Annotated in this window: 12 protein-coding genes and 1 pseudogene; 4 read left to right on the top strand and 9 right to left on the bottom strand. The window is 71.2% G+C overall.

Features of this window, described 5'->3' with window-relative positions:
* Positions 1-2: 2 nt before the first annotated feature.
* Positions 3-701, bottom strand: a complete 699-nt coding sequence (locus JOF29_RS33945) for an SDR family NAD(P)-dependent oxidoreductase (RefSeq protein ID WP_281067453.1) — start codon at positions 699-701, stop codon at positions 3-5.
* Positions 698-2,074, bottom strand: a complete 1,377-nt coding sequence (locus tag JOF29_RS33940) for an FAD-binding oxidoreductase (RefSeq protein ID WP_209698453.1) — start codon at positions 2,072-2,074, stop codon at positions 698-700. Before JOF29_RS33940 ends, JOF29_RS33945 begins: the two co-directional genes overlap by 4 nt.
* 127 nt (positions 2,075-2,201) lie before the next feature.
* Between JOF29_RS33940 and JOF29_RS33935 the strand changes: the two genes are divergently transcribed.
* From JOF29_RS33935 to JOF29_RS43930, 3 genes are read left to right on the top strand one after another with little or no spacing between them, the layout of a single operon-like run.
* Positions 2,202-3,584: a sensor histidine kinase gene (locus JOF29_RS33935; protein ID WP_209698452.1), complete on the top strand. Its 1,383-nt coding sequence runs from the start codon at positions 2,202-2,204 to the stop codon at positions 3,582-3,584.
* A gap of 39 nt (positions 3,585-3,623) precedes the next feature.
* On the top strand, positions 3,624-4,301 hold the full coding sequence (locus tag JOF29_RS33930) for a response regulator transcription factor (protein WP_209698451.1): 678 nt from the start codon (positions 3,624-3,626) through the stop codon (positions 4,299-4,301).
* Between the two features lie 9 nt (positions 4,302-4,310).
* Positions 4,311-4,991: a phosphatase PAP2 family protein gene (locus tag JOF29_RS43930; protein WP_209698450.1), complete on the top strand. Its 681-nt coding sequence runs from the start codon at positions 4,311-4,313 to the stop codon at positions 4,989-4,991.
* Here the strand turns inward: JOF29_RS43930 and JOF29_RS33920 are convergent.
* The 5 genes from JOF29_RS33920 to JOF29_RS33900 are packed head-to-tail and all read right to left on the bottom strand — an operon-like array spanning position 4,933 to position 10,330.
* The gene (locus JOF29_RS33920) at positions 4,933-5,655 is read right to left on the bottom strand and encodes a response regulator transcription factor (RefSeq protein ID WP_209698449.1); all 723 of its coding nucleotides are present in this window, start codon (positions 5,653-5,655) and stop codon (positions 4,933-4,935) included. The two genes, JOF29_RS43930 and JOF29_RS33920, sit on opposite strands and share 59 nt — an antisense overlap.
* A gap of 40 nt (positions 5,656-5,695) precedes the next feature.
* Entirely contained in the window at positions 5,696-8,356 is a 2,661-nt protein-coding gene (locus tag JOF29_RS33915) for an ABC transporter permease (protein WP_209698448.1), read from the bottom strand.
* On the bottom strand, positions 8,353-9,024 hold the full coding sequence (locus JOF29_RS33910; protein WP_209698447.1) for an ABC transporter ATP-binding protein: 672 nt from the start codon (positions 9,022-9,024) through the stop codon (positions 8,353-8,355). Before JOF29_RS33910 ends, JOF29_RS33915 begins: the two co-directional genes overlap by 4 nt.
* Complete coding sequence (locus tag JOF29_RS33905; protein ID WP_209698446.1) at positions 9,021-9,683, bottom strand: ABC transporter ATP-binding protein; 663 nt, start codon at positions 9,681-9,683, stop codon at positions 9,021-9,023. Before JOF29_RS33905 ends, JOF29_RS33910 begins: the two co-directional genes overlap by 4 nt.
* Positions 9,683-10,330, bottom strand: coding sequence for a hypothetical protein (locus tag JOF29_RS33900; protein WP_209698445.1), 648 nt, complete (start codon positions 10,328-10,330; stop codon positions 9,683-9,685). The genes JOF29_RS33905 and JOF29_RS33900 overlap by 1 nt, the downstream gene beginning before the upstream one ends.
* 102 nt (positions 10,331-10,432) lie before the next feature.
* Between JOF29_RS33900 and JOF29_RS33895 the strand changes: the two are divergent.
* Positions 10,433-11,701 (top strand): annotated as a pseudogene (locus tag JOF29_RS33895) (sensor histidine kinase); the annotation flags it as partial.
* Between the two features lie 45 nt (positions 11,702-11,746).
* On the opposite strand, the gene JOF29_RS43925 reads toward JOF29_RS33895, so the two are convergent.
* A complete protein-coding gene (locus tag JOF29_RS43925; protein WP_307863825.1) occupies positions 11,747-12,394 on the bottom strand; it encodes a response regulator in 648 nt (215 codons plus the stop codon).
* Complete coding sequence (locus JOF29_RS33890; RefSeq protein ID WP_209698443.1) at positions 12,391-13,464, bottom strand: sensor histidine kinase; 1,074 nt, start codon at positions 13,462-13,464, stop codon at positions 12,391-12,393. Before JOF29_RS33890 ends, JOF29_RS43925 begins: the two co-directional genes overlap by 4 nt.
* Positions 13,465-13,560: the final 96 nt, after the last annotated feature.

Here is a 13,560-nt window from a genome sequence, read left to right as displayed (position 1 = left end):
CTTCATCGCCAGGCCGCCGGAAGGAGCTTGCGGGGCAGCAGGTTGAGCACCCGTACGGCGAGACTCATCGCGCCTGGTACCCAGACAACGGTCTTGCGCAGCTCGATCGCCGCCGCGACCCGCCGGGCCACCCGCTCGGGTGTCGTCGCCAGCGGCGGTTTCGACAGCCCGGCCGTCATCCGCGTCGTCACGAACCCAGGCCGTACGACGAGAACCCGCACGTCGGACTGCCGCCCCAGCACCAGCGCGGTCGAGTCCGCCAGTTGCTTGCCGAGCGAGTACGCCGCGATCGACGCCCGCGGCCGGACCGCAGCCGCCGAGGACAGCAGCACGACCTGCTCGGGCTTCCGCCGTACCAAGGCCTGCAGCAGCAGCGAGATCGCCGTACCGTTCACCAGCAGCCCCTCCGCGAAGGAGGTGGTCGCCATCGATCCGACTGCGACGATCGCCAGCTCCAGCGGGCGTTCCGCACAGACCTTGTCGAGCATCCCGTCCAGCTCGCCGGTGTCGAGCGCGGCGTCGTACTCCGCCGTGTCCACCGGATACCCGGCCTCACGGAGCTTCTCGGCGTTCCGCCAGAGCTCGCCGCTCGGGCGGCCGGCCAGGATCACCTGCCGCGGCGCTGGGCCGAGCAACTGCATCAGTACCGCCATCCCGATTTCGGAGGAGCCACCAACAAGTAGGACCGATCCCGCGGTCATGACAGCAGTCCGAGGCGCTCGGCCAGCCCGGACGTCCAGCGCCCGGCCGGGTCCAGCCGTTGCCGTGTACGTCGCCAGGTCGGCAACCGCGGGTACATCAACGGGATCAGCTCCGGGTCGGTGACCGCGTCCTTCGCCAGGTACACCCGGCCGCCGGCGCCCGCGATCAGCTTGTCGATCGGGTGCATGGTGCCGGGCTGCAGCCGGCGCGCCGGGAGATCGACCGCGAGCGTCCAGCCCGGGATCGGGAACGACAGCGCGCCCGCCGTACCGAAGCCGAGGTTCTTCAACGTCGCCAGCGCCGGCGTCAGCCCGTGGGTGCCGAGGTACGCGAGTACTTCGTGGATCGTGCCGATCTCTTCCGGCGGTACGGCGAACTGGTACTGCACCAGCCCGCTCCGCCCGAAGGCCGCGGGCCAGCCGTCGGCGCGATCGAGCGGGCACAACGCGGAGCGCATCGCGACGAGCTGCGAGTTCCCGGACCTGCTCAGGTGCCAGCGCGCGGCCGACGCCGCGGCGATCGTCGCGCCGGTCACCACGCCGGGACCGGGCAGCGATCGGGGGTGCCGGCTGCCGGACGACCTGTTCTCGGGGAACGGCGCGACGGCGCCCGGGAGGTCCAGCGTCGAGGCACCGTAGTACTCGTCGACGATGCCGCGGCCGAGGCTCGCGCCGTGGGTGTGCGCGTCCAGCCAGGCGACGACATGCCGCTCCGGATCGAGCTCCTGCCGGGTCTCGCCCGCTTGCATCGCCGCGACGGTCTCGTCCAGCGAACGGGTCCGGCGGCGGTTCCGGATCATCCAGCCGGTGTCCACCCGCTGCAGCTGGATGGCCGCCCGGAGGATCACGCCGGTCAGCCCCATACCGCCGATCGTGGCCCAGAACCCGTCCGCGTCCTGGCCTGCCGACAGCTGGGCGATCGTGCCGTCCGAACGCAGCAAGGCGATCCACAGCACGTGCTGGCCGAACGAACCCGCGCCCGGATGGTTCTTACCGTGGACGTCCGACGCGATCGCGCCGCCGATCGTGATCCGCTCGGTCCCGGGAACCACCGGGAGTTTCCAGCCAAGCGGGAGGGTCTGGTCGATCACGTCCTTCAGCAGCGCGCCGCCCTCGACGATCACGACACCGTCGCCCTCGTCGAACGAGACGATCCGGTCGAACGCGGTCAGGTCGAGCACGTCACCGGCATCTTCGCCCGGGAGCGCGGCGTCGCCGTAGCTCTTCCCGGCACCGCGCACGGTCAGCCGCGGCGTGTCCAGGACCGCTTCGACCAGCCCGCCGTCGAACGTCGGTCGCCGCACCTCACACCTCCGGCGTATCGTGCGGCCCCAGCCGGACAGCGTCGTGGGGCCGTGATCTTCGGATGTCACCCTTTCGACGCTAGGCACCTCGCACTGAGAGCGTGCTGAGTCGGACGTGCCGAGCTGGACGTCTCAGGAGATGCTCAGGCAGGACGGCCGACACTGGGCCAGGGGTCTCTCGGAAGGAGCTGTCAGTTTGCCGGCGATCTCCTGGCTCCGCCGAGCCACCGTGCGGAGCAGATCGACCGCGGCCGCGGTGGTCGTCGTCGCGGCAGCGATGGCGCTCGGGGCCGGCGTACTGCTGCTGCTCCTGCAACGGGGGCTGATCAGCGCGGCCTCCGATGCCGCCAACGTGCGGGTCTCCGACGTCGCGTCGCAGGTCAGCGACGAAGGTGTCGACAACCTCAGCGCGGATCTCGCCAGGACCACGAGGGCGAGCCAGATCGTGCAGGTGCTGGACAGTTCCGGGCGGGTCGTCGCGGCGTCGTCGGCGCGGGCGGACACGGTTCCGCTGACCCGGTTGCGGCCGGCCGCCGGTACGGTCCTGCGGGCCGAGGTCGGCGAAATGCCCTTGCTGGACGACGATCACGACTACCTGATCGTTGCCCGCGGCGTCGACTACGGCGGTACGACGTACACCGCGGTGGTCGCGTCGTCGGTCGAGACACAGCGGGCGACCGTTGCCACGGTCACGCAGTACCTGCTGCTCGGGTTCCCGGTTCTGCTGATCGTGGTCGGCGCGGCGAGCTGGATGCTCACCGGGCAGGCGCTGCGTCCGGTGGAACGGATCCGGTCGCGGGTGCAGGGCATCGAGTCGAGCGATCTGACCGAGCGCGTCCCGGTGCCGGAGACCGACGACGAGATCGCCCGGCTGGCGGCGACCATGAACGAGATGCTCGACCGGTTGCAGGCCGGCCAGGCGAACCAGCGCCGATTCGTCGCCGACGCCAGCCACGAGCTCAGGTCACCGCTCGCGACGGTGTCGGCCGGCCTGGACGTGATCGAACCGACATCCCGCGGGCAGGCGTGGCAAGGGCTGCACGAGCTGATGAAGGGCGAGGCCGTCCGGATGCAGCGGCTGGTGGAGAACCTGCTGCTGCTCGCGAAGGCCGACGACGCCGCACTGCCGCTGCACCGCGCCGACGTCGACCTGGACGATCTGCTCGACACCGAGGTCCGGCGGCTGCGGGCGGCTCAGCGGCTCGAGGTGCAGTCCGACGTACGGCCGGTCCGGGTCGTCGGTGATCCGCTGCGGCTCAGCCAGCTGATCCGCAACCTGGTGGACAACGCCGCCACCGCCGCGCACAGCACGGTACGACTGAGCGCGACCGAGCAGGACGGCAGCGCGGTCGTCACGGTCGAGGACGACGGCGACGGGATCCCGGAGAGCGACCGGCAGCGGGTCTTCGAGCGTTTCGTCCGGCTGGACACCAGCCGGGCGCGGGCCAGCGGCGGCTCGGGGCTCGGCCTGTCGATCGTCCAGGAGATCGCCAAAGCGCATCACGGAACCGTCACACTGGCCCCGGCAGCCTCACAGGGAACCGTCGCAACGGTCACGTTGCCGCTGCCGACACGCTGACTCAGGTTGCTCTCAGCAACCTGGCAGGACACTGGAACCATGCGGGTGCTGATTGTCGAGGACGAGGTCCCCCTGGCCGAGACGGTTCGGCACGGGCTGACCGAGGACGGGTTCGTGGTCGAGGTCGTGCACAACGGCGAGGACGCCGTCTGGGCCGCGACGGAGAACGCGTACGACGTCATCGTGCTCGACATCATGTTGCCGAAACTGAACGGCTACAAGGTGCTCGAGCAGATCCGCGAACGCGGCGTCTGGTCGCCGGTGCTGATGCTGACCGCGAAGGACGGCGACTACGACCAGACCGACGCGTTCGACCTCGGCGCCGACGACTACCTGACCAAGCCGTTCAGCTTCATCGTGCTGGTCGCCCGGCTGCGCGCGCTGATCCGGCGGGGCGCCCCCGAACGCCCGGTCGTGATGACCGCCGGCGACCTGGCCCTCGACCCGGTCCGGCGCCGCGTCGAACGCGCCGGCCAGGAGGTCGTGCTGACCCGCCGCGAGTACGGCCTGCTCGAGTTCCTGATGCGGCATCGCGGCGAGACCGTCAGCAAGGCCGAGATCCTGGACAGCGTCTGGGACCCGGCCTTCGAGGGCGATCCGAACGTCGTCGAGGTCTACATCCGGTACCTGCGCCTCAAACTCGACGCGCCCTTCGAACGCAACGCCATCCAGACGCAGCGCGGCATGGGCTACCGCCTCGACCCCGACGGCGGCTGATCTGTGCACGTGGCACCACGTACCACCGCCGGTCTGCTACTGACTGTCCTCGGCTCGCTGGCGTTCGTCGTCCAGGCGGACGCAGCGGTGGAAGGCGACGGCCTCGCCGCCTTCGACCCGCAGCTGACCACGAACTTCGTTGCCCACCGCACCGATGTGCTGAGCTTCTTCGCCCGGGCGATCACCTTCGTCGGCCAGGTCCCGGTGCTCACTGTTCTCACCGTGATCGCCGCCGGCCTGATCCGGCTTCGCACCCACCGCTGGCGACCTGCCGTCGTCCTCGCCGCCGGGATGACGGGTGCCGCGATCCTCACGTACGCCCTCAAGGTGCTGATCGGCCGGCATCGGCCGGACGCGAGCATCGTCCTCGGCACGGTCAGCAACGGGTTCTCGTTCCCGTCGGGGCACTCGCTGAGCGGCACAGTGTTCTTCCTGCTGCTCGCAGCGCTGCTCTGGTACACGGGCGTGTCCCGGGCACTGAAGATCGCCGGTACGGCGGTCGCTGTCGTGCTGAGCGTCGCGATGGGGCTCAGCCGCGTGTACCTCGGCTACCACTGGGCGACCGACGTACTGGCGGGGTGGACGGTGGCGGTGACCTGGCTGTGCCTGCTCGCCACGCTGGTGCACCTGCTCAGTGGGTGGCGGGCGGATCCAAGCGATACCCGTGGCCGCGAAGCGTCGACACCGTAGGCAGCCGCAGCGACGGTACGGCGTCGCGGGCCGACTCCAGTCGGCGACGTAGAGCCGCGATCGTCACGTCGAGGGTTTTCGTGGAGCCGTACCAGTTCTCGTCCCAGACCGTCGCCATCAGGTCCTCGCGGGAGAGCGCCGCACCGGCGTTCAGGACCAGGGTTTCCAGGAGCTCGTACTCCTTCGGCCGCAGCGGCAGCTCGGCGGCGGCGACCGTACAGCGCCGTGCTGCCGTGTCCACGGTCAGGTCCGCGATCGCCACCGGGCCTTCGACGCGCGGCGCCGGGCGACGGCGGAGGTGCGCCCGAAGCCGCGCCAGCAGCACGGTCAGGCTGAACGGCTTGACCAGGTAGTCGTCCGCCCCGGCGTCCAGACCCGACACGATGTCGATCTCCTCGCCGCGCGCGGTCAGCATCACCAGCAGGAGCCCCGGCAGCTCGGCCCGCAACCGCCGGGCGAGATCCACCCCGTCCGCGTCGGGGAGGCCGAGGTCCAGGAGGACGACCTCGGCCTGTTCCCGGCGCGCAACAGCCAGACCGGCCCGCCCGGTACGCGCCCAGAAGGACTCGTACCCGTTCCCCGTCAACGCCCGCTCGAGCAACCGCCCGATCCGGTCATCGTCCTCGACGATGACCACCGGAGTACGTTCGGCCGTGGATTTCACACCCCCGACCGTAGGACCGCCCAACTGAGGACAAGCTGAGTCACAGCTCCCGCAGCTCCTCGACCGCGGGTCTCGTCGACCCCTGCGCGCTCGCCAGCGCACCGACCGCGATCGCCGCCACCGCGACCACCAGCGTCGCCGAAAGGTACGGCCACGGCACGGCCGCCGTCGACGGTGGCGGATCGAACACGCCGGTCAGCACCTTGATCAGCATCCCGGACAGCCCCCACGCCACCAGCGCACCGCCGATCAGGCCGCCGATCGTCACCGCGAGCGCCTCGCTCAGCACCAACCCGCGCAACTGCCCGCGGCGAGCCCCGAGCACGGTCGCGATCGCAAAGGTACGACGCCGTTCGGCCAGCCCGAGGGCCAGGACCAGACCACCCGCACCGGCCGCGATCAGCACCGCGAACGCCAGCTCGAACCGGGTCAGCCCGGCCAGATCGACCGACGTCAGGCTGGACCCGACCTGCGCCCGGACCTGCGTCAGGTCCGTGACCTTCGCGGAGTCGCCGAGCTTGCTGCGTACGGCGGCCGCGACCGCCGCCTGGTTCTTGCCGCCGGTGTCCACCAGGAACGACCCGATCGCATCGTTACCGGTCGCCTTGGCGACGTACGCCGCGTTCGCGACGAAGAAGCTGTCCCGGGGCGCCGTCGGGAACTCCTTCACGATCCCGGCATAGTGGAAGGCCACGGTCCGGAAGCCCTTCGTCCGGCTGTCCTGCAGCCGCAGGCGGATCAGGTCCCCGGGCGACAGCTGGAAGTCCTTCACGGTCTCGTCGCTGACCAGGATCGAGTCCGGCCGCTGGGCCAGTTTCTGCAGCAGGGCCCGCGCCGTACCGCCGACGAAGTACGCGTCCTGCAACGCGGTCGAGCCGGCGATCGTGTCCGGCCGTACGCCGTAGAAGTCCTGCAGGTCCGACCCGACGTACGCGAGCCGGTGCTGCAGCGGTTCCACCTTGCGTACTCCGGGGATCGCGGCCAGTGCAGTACCGGCGCCCGGTCCCGCGACGACTCCTGGCGACTCGGTGACGGTGACGTCCGCGCCGTTCGTGAGTTGTGCATCGGCCTCCGCCTGCTGCCGGTACGTCGCGTTGAACGTCGCCGTCGACACCGCGAACGAGATCGCCAGCGCCAGCAGTACGACGGAACGCACCAGCGGCGTGCGCTGCCGGGACATGCTCGCGGCGGTCGTCCGCGCCAGCGGTCCGGTCAGCGGCCGTACCAGCACCGTCAACGCGCCGCGCCCGTGCGCCAGCGCCAGCGACGCGAGCCGCCACAGCAACAGTGCCCCGCCGATCCACAACAAGGCCGGCCCGAAGAACGCCCAGTAGGACACCGAGATCTGCGGTACGCCCTCGGGCGCGAGCACCAGCGAGTAGTTGTTGCCGCTCGACGCACGGAACACCAGCAGCGACACGACCAGGCAGATGAAGTCGAGCCCGAGACGCATCCACAACGGATTGCGGGCCCGGTCGACCTGACGGCGCGCGGCGACCACACTGCTGCCGCGCAGATCACGGACCGCGGGCAGCAGCACCGTCAGCCCGGCGATCACCAGACCGACGCCGAACGCGATGCCGAACCACAGCAACGTAGCCCCCGTCCCGGCGCCGAACGACGTACTGCCGAACGCCGTACGCCCGACGATCGCCGCCACGAGCACGCCCAGCAGTCCGCCGAGAACGCCGACCAGCCCGGCCTCCAGCGCGGCCAGGCCGACAACCCGGCGGATCCCGAATCCGCGGACCCGCAACAGCGCCTGTTCGCGCCGTCGCCGGACGGCTCCGGATCCGGCCACCGCAGCGGTCAGCAATGCCGCCAGCACAGCGCCCGGCAGACCGAGGCAGAGGAACAGGATCTGCGCGTACGCCGCGTCACTCCGCGCCGCGTCGAGCGCCGCCGCCAGGTTGTCCCCCACCACGGCCGATCCCGTCGACGCCGCCTCCAGGTTGTGGGCGGCCCCAACGACCGAGGTATAGGCGGCCGCCGGAGCATGCGGCAGCGCCGCGGTACGGTTCGCGTGGACCTGGGTCCTGATCGCCTGCGGGTCCACGGCGGCGACCGGGCCCATCAGCTGAGCGAAGCGGTCGGCGGGCAGCAGCAGGACGTTGTCGGGTGGCGCGGACGGTTGCGACTGCGGCGGCGCGCCCACCTTCTGGAAGAGCGAGTCGGCCTGCGGCAGGTCGATCACGCCGTCCACTGTCACCGACACGGGCGGCAGTCCTGGCCGGCCGATCCGGATCGTGTCGCCGGGCGCCGCGTGCAGGTTCGCCGCGGTCTGCTGCGCCAGCAGGACGCCGTCCGATCGCCCGGTCAGCTGCCGTACCTCGCCCGGGAACGTGGCGCGGTAGTCCTTCGGGATCCCCAGGACGACGCCCGGCCCGGTGGACTGCGTCGATCCGGCGATCGCGGCCTGGAATCCCGTCGTACGGCCGAACTGGACCGGCAGCGCCTGCGCGATCCCCGGAGCCTGCCGCACCGCGGCGAGCACCGTTGCCGGGTCACCGCCCGGCTGTACCTCGACCTGCCAGTCGACCGCGACCGTCGCCACCGCGCGAGCCGTCATCGTCGCCTTGGAGGCGGTCAGGAACGCGCCGATCGCGGCGATCAGCGCCACGGACAGACCAACACCCGCCGCAGTTGCCAGCAACCGCCACGCCCGGCGCTGAACCAGGCCGCGCAACCAGAGCGTCATCATCGGACACCTTCCCGGGCCGGCACCACGAGCCGGCCGTCATTCATCTGCCAATGCTCACCAAGGCGTCCGGCGACGGCCGGATCATGCGTCGTCACGACCAGCGCAGCGCCGGTCTCGGCGACAGCCGCCATCAGTACGTCGAGAACGTGCGCGCCGGTTTCCCCGTCGAGTTGCCCGGTCGGCTCGTCGGCGAGTACCAGCCGCGGCCGGAGGGCGATCGCGCGGGCGATGGCCACCCGCTGCGCCTGCCCACCGGACAGCGTGTCGGCGAGCTGATCGGTCAGCATGGCGACGCCGACCGTCTCCATCGCGGCGGCCGCGCGCCGATCGGCCTCGGTCTCGGAAACGCCTGTGAGTACGGCGGCCAGGCCGACGTTCTCCGCCACGGTCAACGCCGGCAACAGGCTGGGTCCTTGGAAGACGACGGCGATGTCACGCGAACGCTCCGCCGCACTGTTTCCCAGCTCCGGCCACTCGACCGCTCCACCGGTCGGGGTTTCGAGGCCGGCCAGCAGATGCAGGAGGGTCGACTTTCCGGAGCCGGACGAGCCGGTGATCGCGATCCGCGCACCCGGCTCGACCGCACAGGTGCTGCCATGCACCGCCACCACTGCCTGATCACCCTGACCGAAGGTGCGGGCGGCCTCCGTACACCGAACGAGCGTCATGCCGCGATCCTCCCGTCGGACAAGGTGATCACGCGATCCGCGATCCCGGTCACCGCCGGACTGTGTGTCACCAGCAGAACGCCGCGGCCGTCGCCGGCGCGGGCCCGGATCAGGTCCAGGACGACCTGCTCGGTCCGGCCGTCGAGCTCACCGGTCGGCTCATCGGCCAGCAGTACGTCGGGATCGTTGCTCAACGCAACCGCAAGGCCCGCGCGGGCCAGCTCTCCGCCGGACAGCTCACGGGGCAGTGCGGACGCCCGCTCCCGCAGCCCGACCTGCTCGAGCAGGTCGTCAGGCGCCGGCCGTTCGCCCTTGGCCCGGGCCTGGACCAGCTGGATGTTCGCCCGCACCGACAGATGTGTGACGAGATTTCCGTACTGCAGCAGGACGCCGAGGCGACGGCTGCGGATCCGCGCACGCTCGGCCTCCGGCCGGTGGCTGACCCGTTCACCGCCGAGCGTCACCGCGCCGCCGTCCGGTTCGTCCAGCCCTGCCAGGCAGGCGAGCAACGTCGATTTGCCGGAGCCGGACGGTCCGACCACGGCAACGACCTCGCCGCGGGCGACCCGCAGGCTGACGCCGCGCAGCGCCAGCGTCTCCTCGTCACCGGAGCGATAGAACCGGTACAGGTCGTGGCACCACAACACGTCGTCGGTCATCAGGCCCACCGGAACGAGTCGGAGACGGTCTTCCACGGGTCGACGTTGTCGGCGTTCGCCGGCCCGACCAGCGTCAGCGCGACCTGCTTGCCGCCTCGGTAGAACAGGTACCGTTCGAAGGCGTCGCGGACGACCTTGCCGGTCACCGGGTCCTGCGCCGAGTCGCCCTGGTACGTGACCAGCACGACCTTGCCCGCGGACCGGGTGATCTCGCTGACCTTGCCCATCGCGAACCGCGGCACGCTCCGGCTGAGTTCCGCGACGACCGTGGTCTGCGCCGACTGGGGCGTCGGCGCCGCGGACATGCTGGACGGCGTGGTCTCGATCCGGTTCAGCTTGTCGGTGAACGCGGTCGTCGTACCGGTCACCGTGCGTGCCCAGCCCTCCGGCACCTTCACCGCGAAGCCGGCGCCCTGGAACGCGACGTACGCCTGGTTGTCCGGGATGTCACCCGGCGGATTGGACTCCGTGGCCACCGGCTTCGAAGGCTGGGCCGACGGTGCCGGCTGGGTCGCCGGCGTCGACGGTGCGGGAGTGGAGGCTGTCGGTGTCACCGGGGGCGGCGCAGCCGATGAGCCAGCAGAGCCGCCGCCACCACAGGCGGTCAGAAGTACGGCGGCACCGAGGGAGAGCGCGAGTATCTTCATTCGTTCGAGGCTAGGAACTGGCGGGTAAGCGTCCGATCCGACCGAGGTTAGAGGACGGCAAAACCTTGCGCGGCACGGCTGACGCCCCGGCATGATGGTGACATGCGGCGTCGTGTCGTCCGGGTCGCGCTCGCGGCCGCCCTGGTCTCGCTGATCCTGGTCGCGGTACCGCTGGCGATCGGCATCCGGATCTCGTTCTTCGCCGACGAACGCGCCGAGCTCGAACGCGCCGCCCTGGCCGCCGCGGTCCAGGTCGGCCCCGACTTCGCCGCCAACGACCCGGTCGAGCTGCCGCGGCCCACGACCGACGGACAGCTCGCGGTCTACGACCGGACGCTCCGGCTGCGTGCGGGCACCGGACCACAGGTCGCCGACGACAGCACCCGAGCCGGTCTCGCCGGGCACGTCGTCCAGGGCGAAGCCGCCGGCTCGCTGGTCGTCGCCGTACCGGTCGCATCGTCCGAGGCGGTGATCGGCGTGGTCCGCGCCTCTTCGCCGGTCAGCGCGGTGTGGACCCGGATCGTGCTCGCCTGGCTCGCCGTACTCGGTGGTGCCGTCGTCGCCCTGCTGATCGGTGTCACGGTCGCGACCTGGCAGGCCAGGCGGTTGAGCGCCCCGCTCGAGTCCCTGGCCCGTACCGCCGACGCCGTCGCCGCCGGCGATCTGTCCGCCCGCGCGACCCCGACCGGCATCGCCGAGGTCGACGCCCTCGCCAACGCCCAGAACACCATGGTCGAGCGCCTGGGCCACGTGCTGGACCACGCCCGGCACTTCGCCGCCGACGCCGCTCATCAGCTGCGAACTCCGCTCGCCGGGCTCCGCCTGACCCTCGAGACCGCCCAGACCGACCCCGACGCCGACACCCGCGGCGCCGTCGACGACGCCCTGCAGCAGACCGGAGCGCTGCAGCGAACCGTTCAGGACGTGCTCGAACTGTCGCAGCTCCCCGCCGACGAACCGCACGGTCCACTGGGCACGATCGGCGAACTGTTCACCGAGACCGGGCACCGCTGGCACGGCCTGCTCGCCGAGCGCGGCCGCCGACTCGTCTTCACGATCGAGGACCAGGTCGAACTCCGCGCCGTACCGCTCGCGAACGGCCGGCAGATCCTCGACGTACTCCTCGACAATGCCCGCACCCACGGGCACGGCACGGTCCGGGTCGCGGCCCGCGACGTCCTCGACACGACCGCCGTCGACGTCCAGGACGAGGGCAGCATCGGCGCCGACGTCCCGGACATCTTCCGCCGCGGTCAGCGTTCCGGTAATGGCAGCGGATCGGGCATCGGTCTCGCGCTGGCCCGGAACCTCGCCGAGTCGATGGGCGGCCGGCTGGTCGTGGCGTCGGCCGCACCCGCCGTCTTCCGGCTGTTCCTGCCGGATCGGTACGGCGCCGGCGAGGTCGCGGGGACCGAATTACCCGGTGCGGGCCAGGCCGGCGCGGAACGCGAGGATGACGAGCTGGACACGGTCGCGGGCATCCAGCTTGGTGAGCAGGTGGGCGACGTGCGTCTTGACGGTGCCGACCTCGATGTGGAGCGACGCGGCGATCTCGGCGTTGGACAGTCCGTCCGCGATCAGTAGCAGTACCTCGCGCTCGCGGCCGGTGACCGGCGGAAGTCGCTGTCCGCCGGACGGCGCGGCCGGCTCCACGAACTTGTCGATCAGGCGGCGCGTGATCGACGGCCCGAGCAGCGCGTCGCCGGCCGCGACCACCCGGATCGCCGCCAGCAGGTCGGCGGGCGGCGTGTCCTTCAGCAGGAAGCCGCTCGCGCCACCGCGCAGGGCGGCGTACACGTAGTCGTCCAGGTCGAAGGTGGTCAGGATCAGGACGCGCGCCGGCGAGGACCGGGTGATGACCCGCGTCGCCTCGAGCCCGTCGACGCCGGGCATCCGGATGTCCATCAGCACCACGTCCGGACCGGTCGAGGCGGCGACCTCGATCGCCGCCGCACCGTCGCCGGCCTCACCGACCACCGTGAGGTCCGGGGCGGTGCCGACGATGCCTTTCAGGCCGGCGCGGACCAGCTCCTGGTCCTCCGCGATCACGACGCGAATGGTCACGACGCCTCCACCCCGAGCGGGATCCGGGCAAGGACGCGGAAGCCCTTGTCCGGAAGGGGTTCCGCGTGCAGGCTGCCGCCGTACAGCGCGACTCGCTCCCCCAGCCCGGTGAGGCCGTGGCCCGGCCGCGGACGGTCCGGGCAGCCGGCGCCGTGGTCGACGACCTCGATCGACAACGCGTCGGCGCCGCAGTCGACGGTTGCGTCGGCCGACGGCGTCGACGCGTGCTTCACGACGTTCGTCAGGGCCTCCTGGACGATCCGGTACGCCGAAAGCCCGATCCCGGCCGGGATCCCGGCCGAGCTGCCGGTGACGGTCAGGTTGACCCGGACGCCTGCCTTCGCGGTCTGGGTCACGAGTTCGTCCAGCTGCGCGAGGCCGGGCGTCGGCGCGAGCTCGAGCTGCTCGTCGGACCGGAGGACGCCGACCAGACCGCGCAGTTCGGCCAGTGTCTGCCGACCGGTCTGCTCGATGGTCGCCAGCGCGGCCCGGGCCGCGGCCGGCTGTTCGTCGATCACCAGGCTGCCGTAGCCCGCTTGGACCGTGATCACACCCATGCTGTGGGCAACGATGTCGTGGAGTTCGCGAGCGATCCGCATCCGTTCCTGCTGCCGGGCAAGTTCCTCCGACTGACGGCGGTACCGCGCGGCCATCCGCCCGACGATCCAGGCGCCCAGCACCATCGCACCGAACGGCACGATCCCACCGGACCGGCGGAAGTCCGGCAAGGCGGTCGCTACGACACCGGCCTCGGCGACGACCACCGCGACGAGCGATCGCCGACGGTCCGAGAGCCGGAACACGGCCAGACAGACCAACGGCACGGCGACGAAGCCGAGGGACGGCTCGAACGGCGACAACGCCAGCGGCACCAGACCACACCCCAACGACCACGCCGGCCGCAGACTTACCAGGGCCAACGCCACTGCCGCCGCAGCGCTCCCCACCAGAGCCGGGGCCATCGGACCTCTGTGCGCCAGCGCCCAGGCGAGGACGCCGTACAGACCAGCAGGGATCCACTCCAGGACGGCGAGCTGCAGCGGACGCATCCGGGTCAGTTGGAAGGCCATGGACACGACGGTAGGCGGGCGACGGACGCCGGTCATCATCCTCAGGACAGATATCTCCGGACAGAGGTAGCAACTCCGGGATCCGCCTCCGGCCAG

The sequence above is a fragment of the Kribbella aluminosa genome, from assembly GCF_017876295.1.
Taxonomy (GTDB): domain Bacteria; phylum Actinomycetota; class Actinomycetes; order Propionibacteriales; family Kribbellaceae; genus Kribbella; species Kribbella aluminosa.
Note: the sequence above shows the minus strand (reverse complement) of the source record. Positions and strands in the feature narration are given on the sequence as shown.

Coding starts and splice junctions, on each gene's coding strand:
- JOF29_RS33945 (WP_281067453.1), bottom strand. CDS start 701: ATGACCGCGGGATCGGTCCTACTTGTTGGTGGCTCCTCCGAAATCGGG.
- JOF29_RS33930 (WP_209698451.1), top strand. CDS start 3,624: ATGCGGGTGCTGATTGTCGAGGACGAGGTCCCCCTGGCCGAGACGGTT.
- JOF29_RS33915 (WP_209698448.1), bottom strand. CDS start 8,356: ATGATGACGCTCTGGTTGCGCGGCCTGGTTCAGCGCCGGGCGTGGCGG.
- JOF29_RS33910 (WP_209698447.1), bottom strand. CDS start 9,024: ATGACGCTCGTTCGGTGTACGGAGGCCGCCCGCACCTTCGGTCAGGGT.
- JOF29_RS33905 (WP_209698446.1), bottom strand. CDS start 9,683: ATGACCGACGACGTGTTGTGGTGCCACGACCTGTACCGGTTCTATCGC.
- JOF29_RS33900 (WP_209698445.1), bottom strand. CDS start 10,330: ATGAAGATACTCGCGCTCTCCCTCGGTGCCGCCGTACTTCTGACCGCC.
- JOF29_RS33890 (WP_209698443.1), bottom strand. CDS start 13,464: ATGGCCTTCCAACTGACCCGGATGCGTCCGCTGCAGCTCGCCGTCCTG.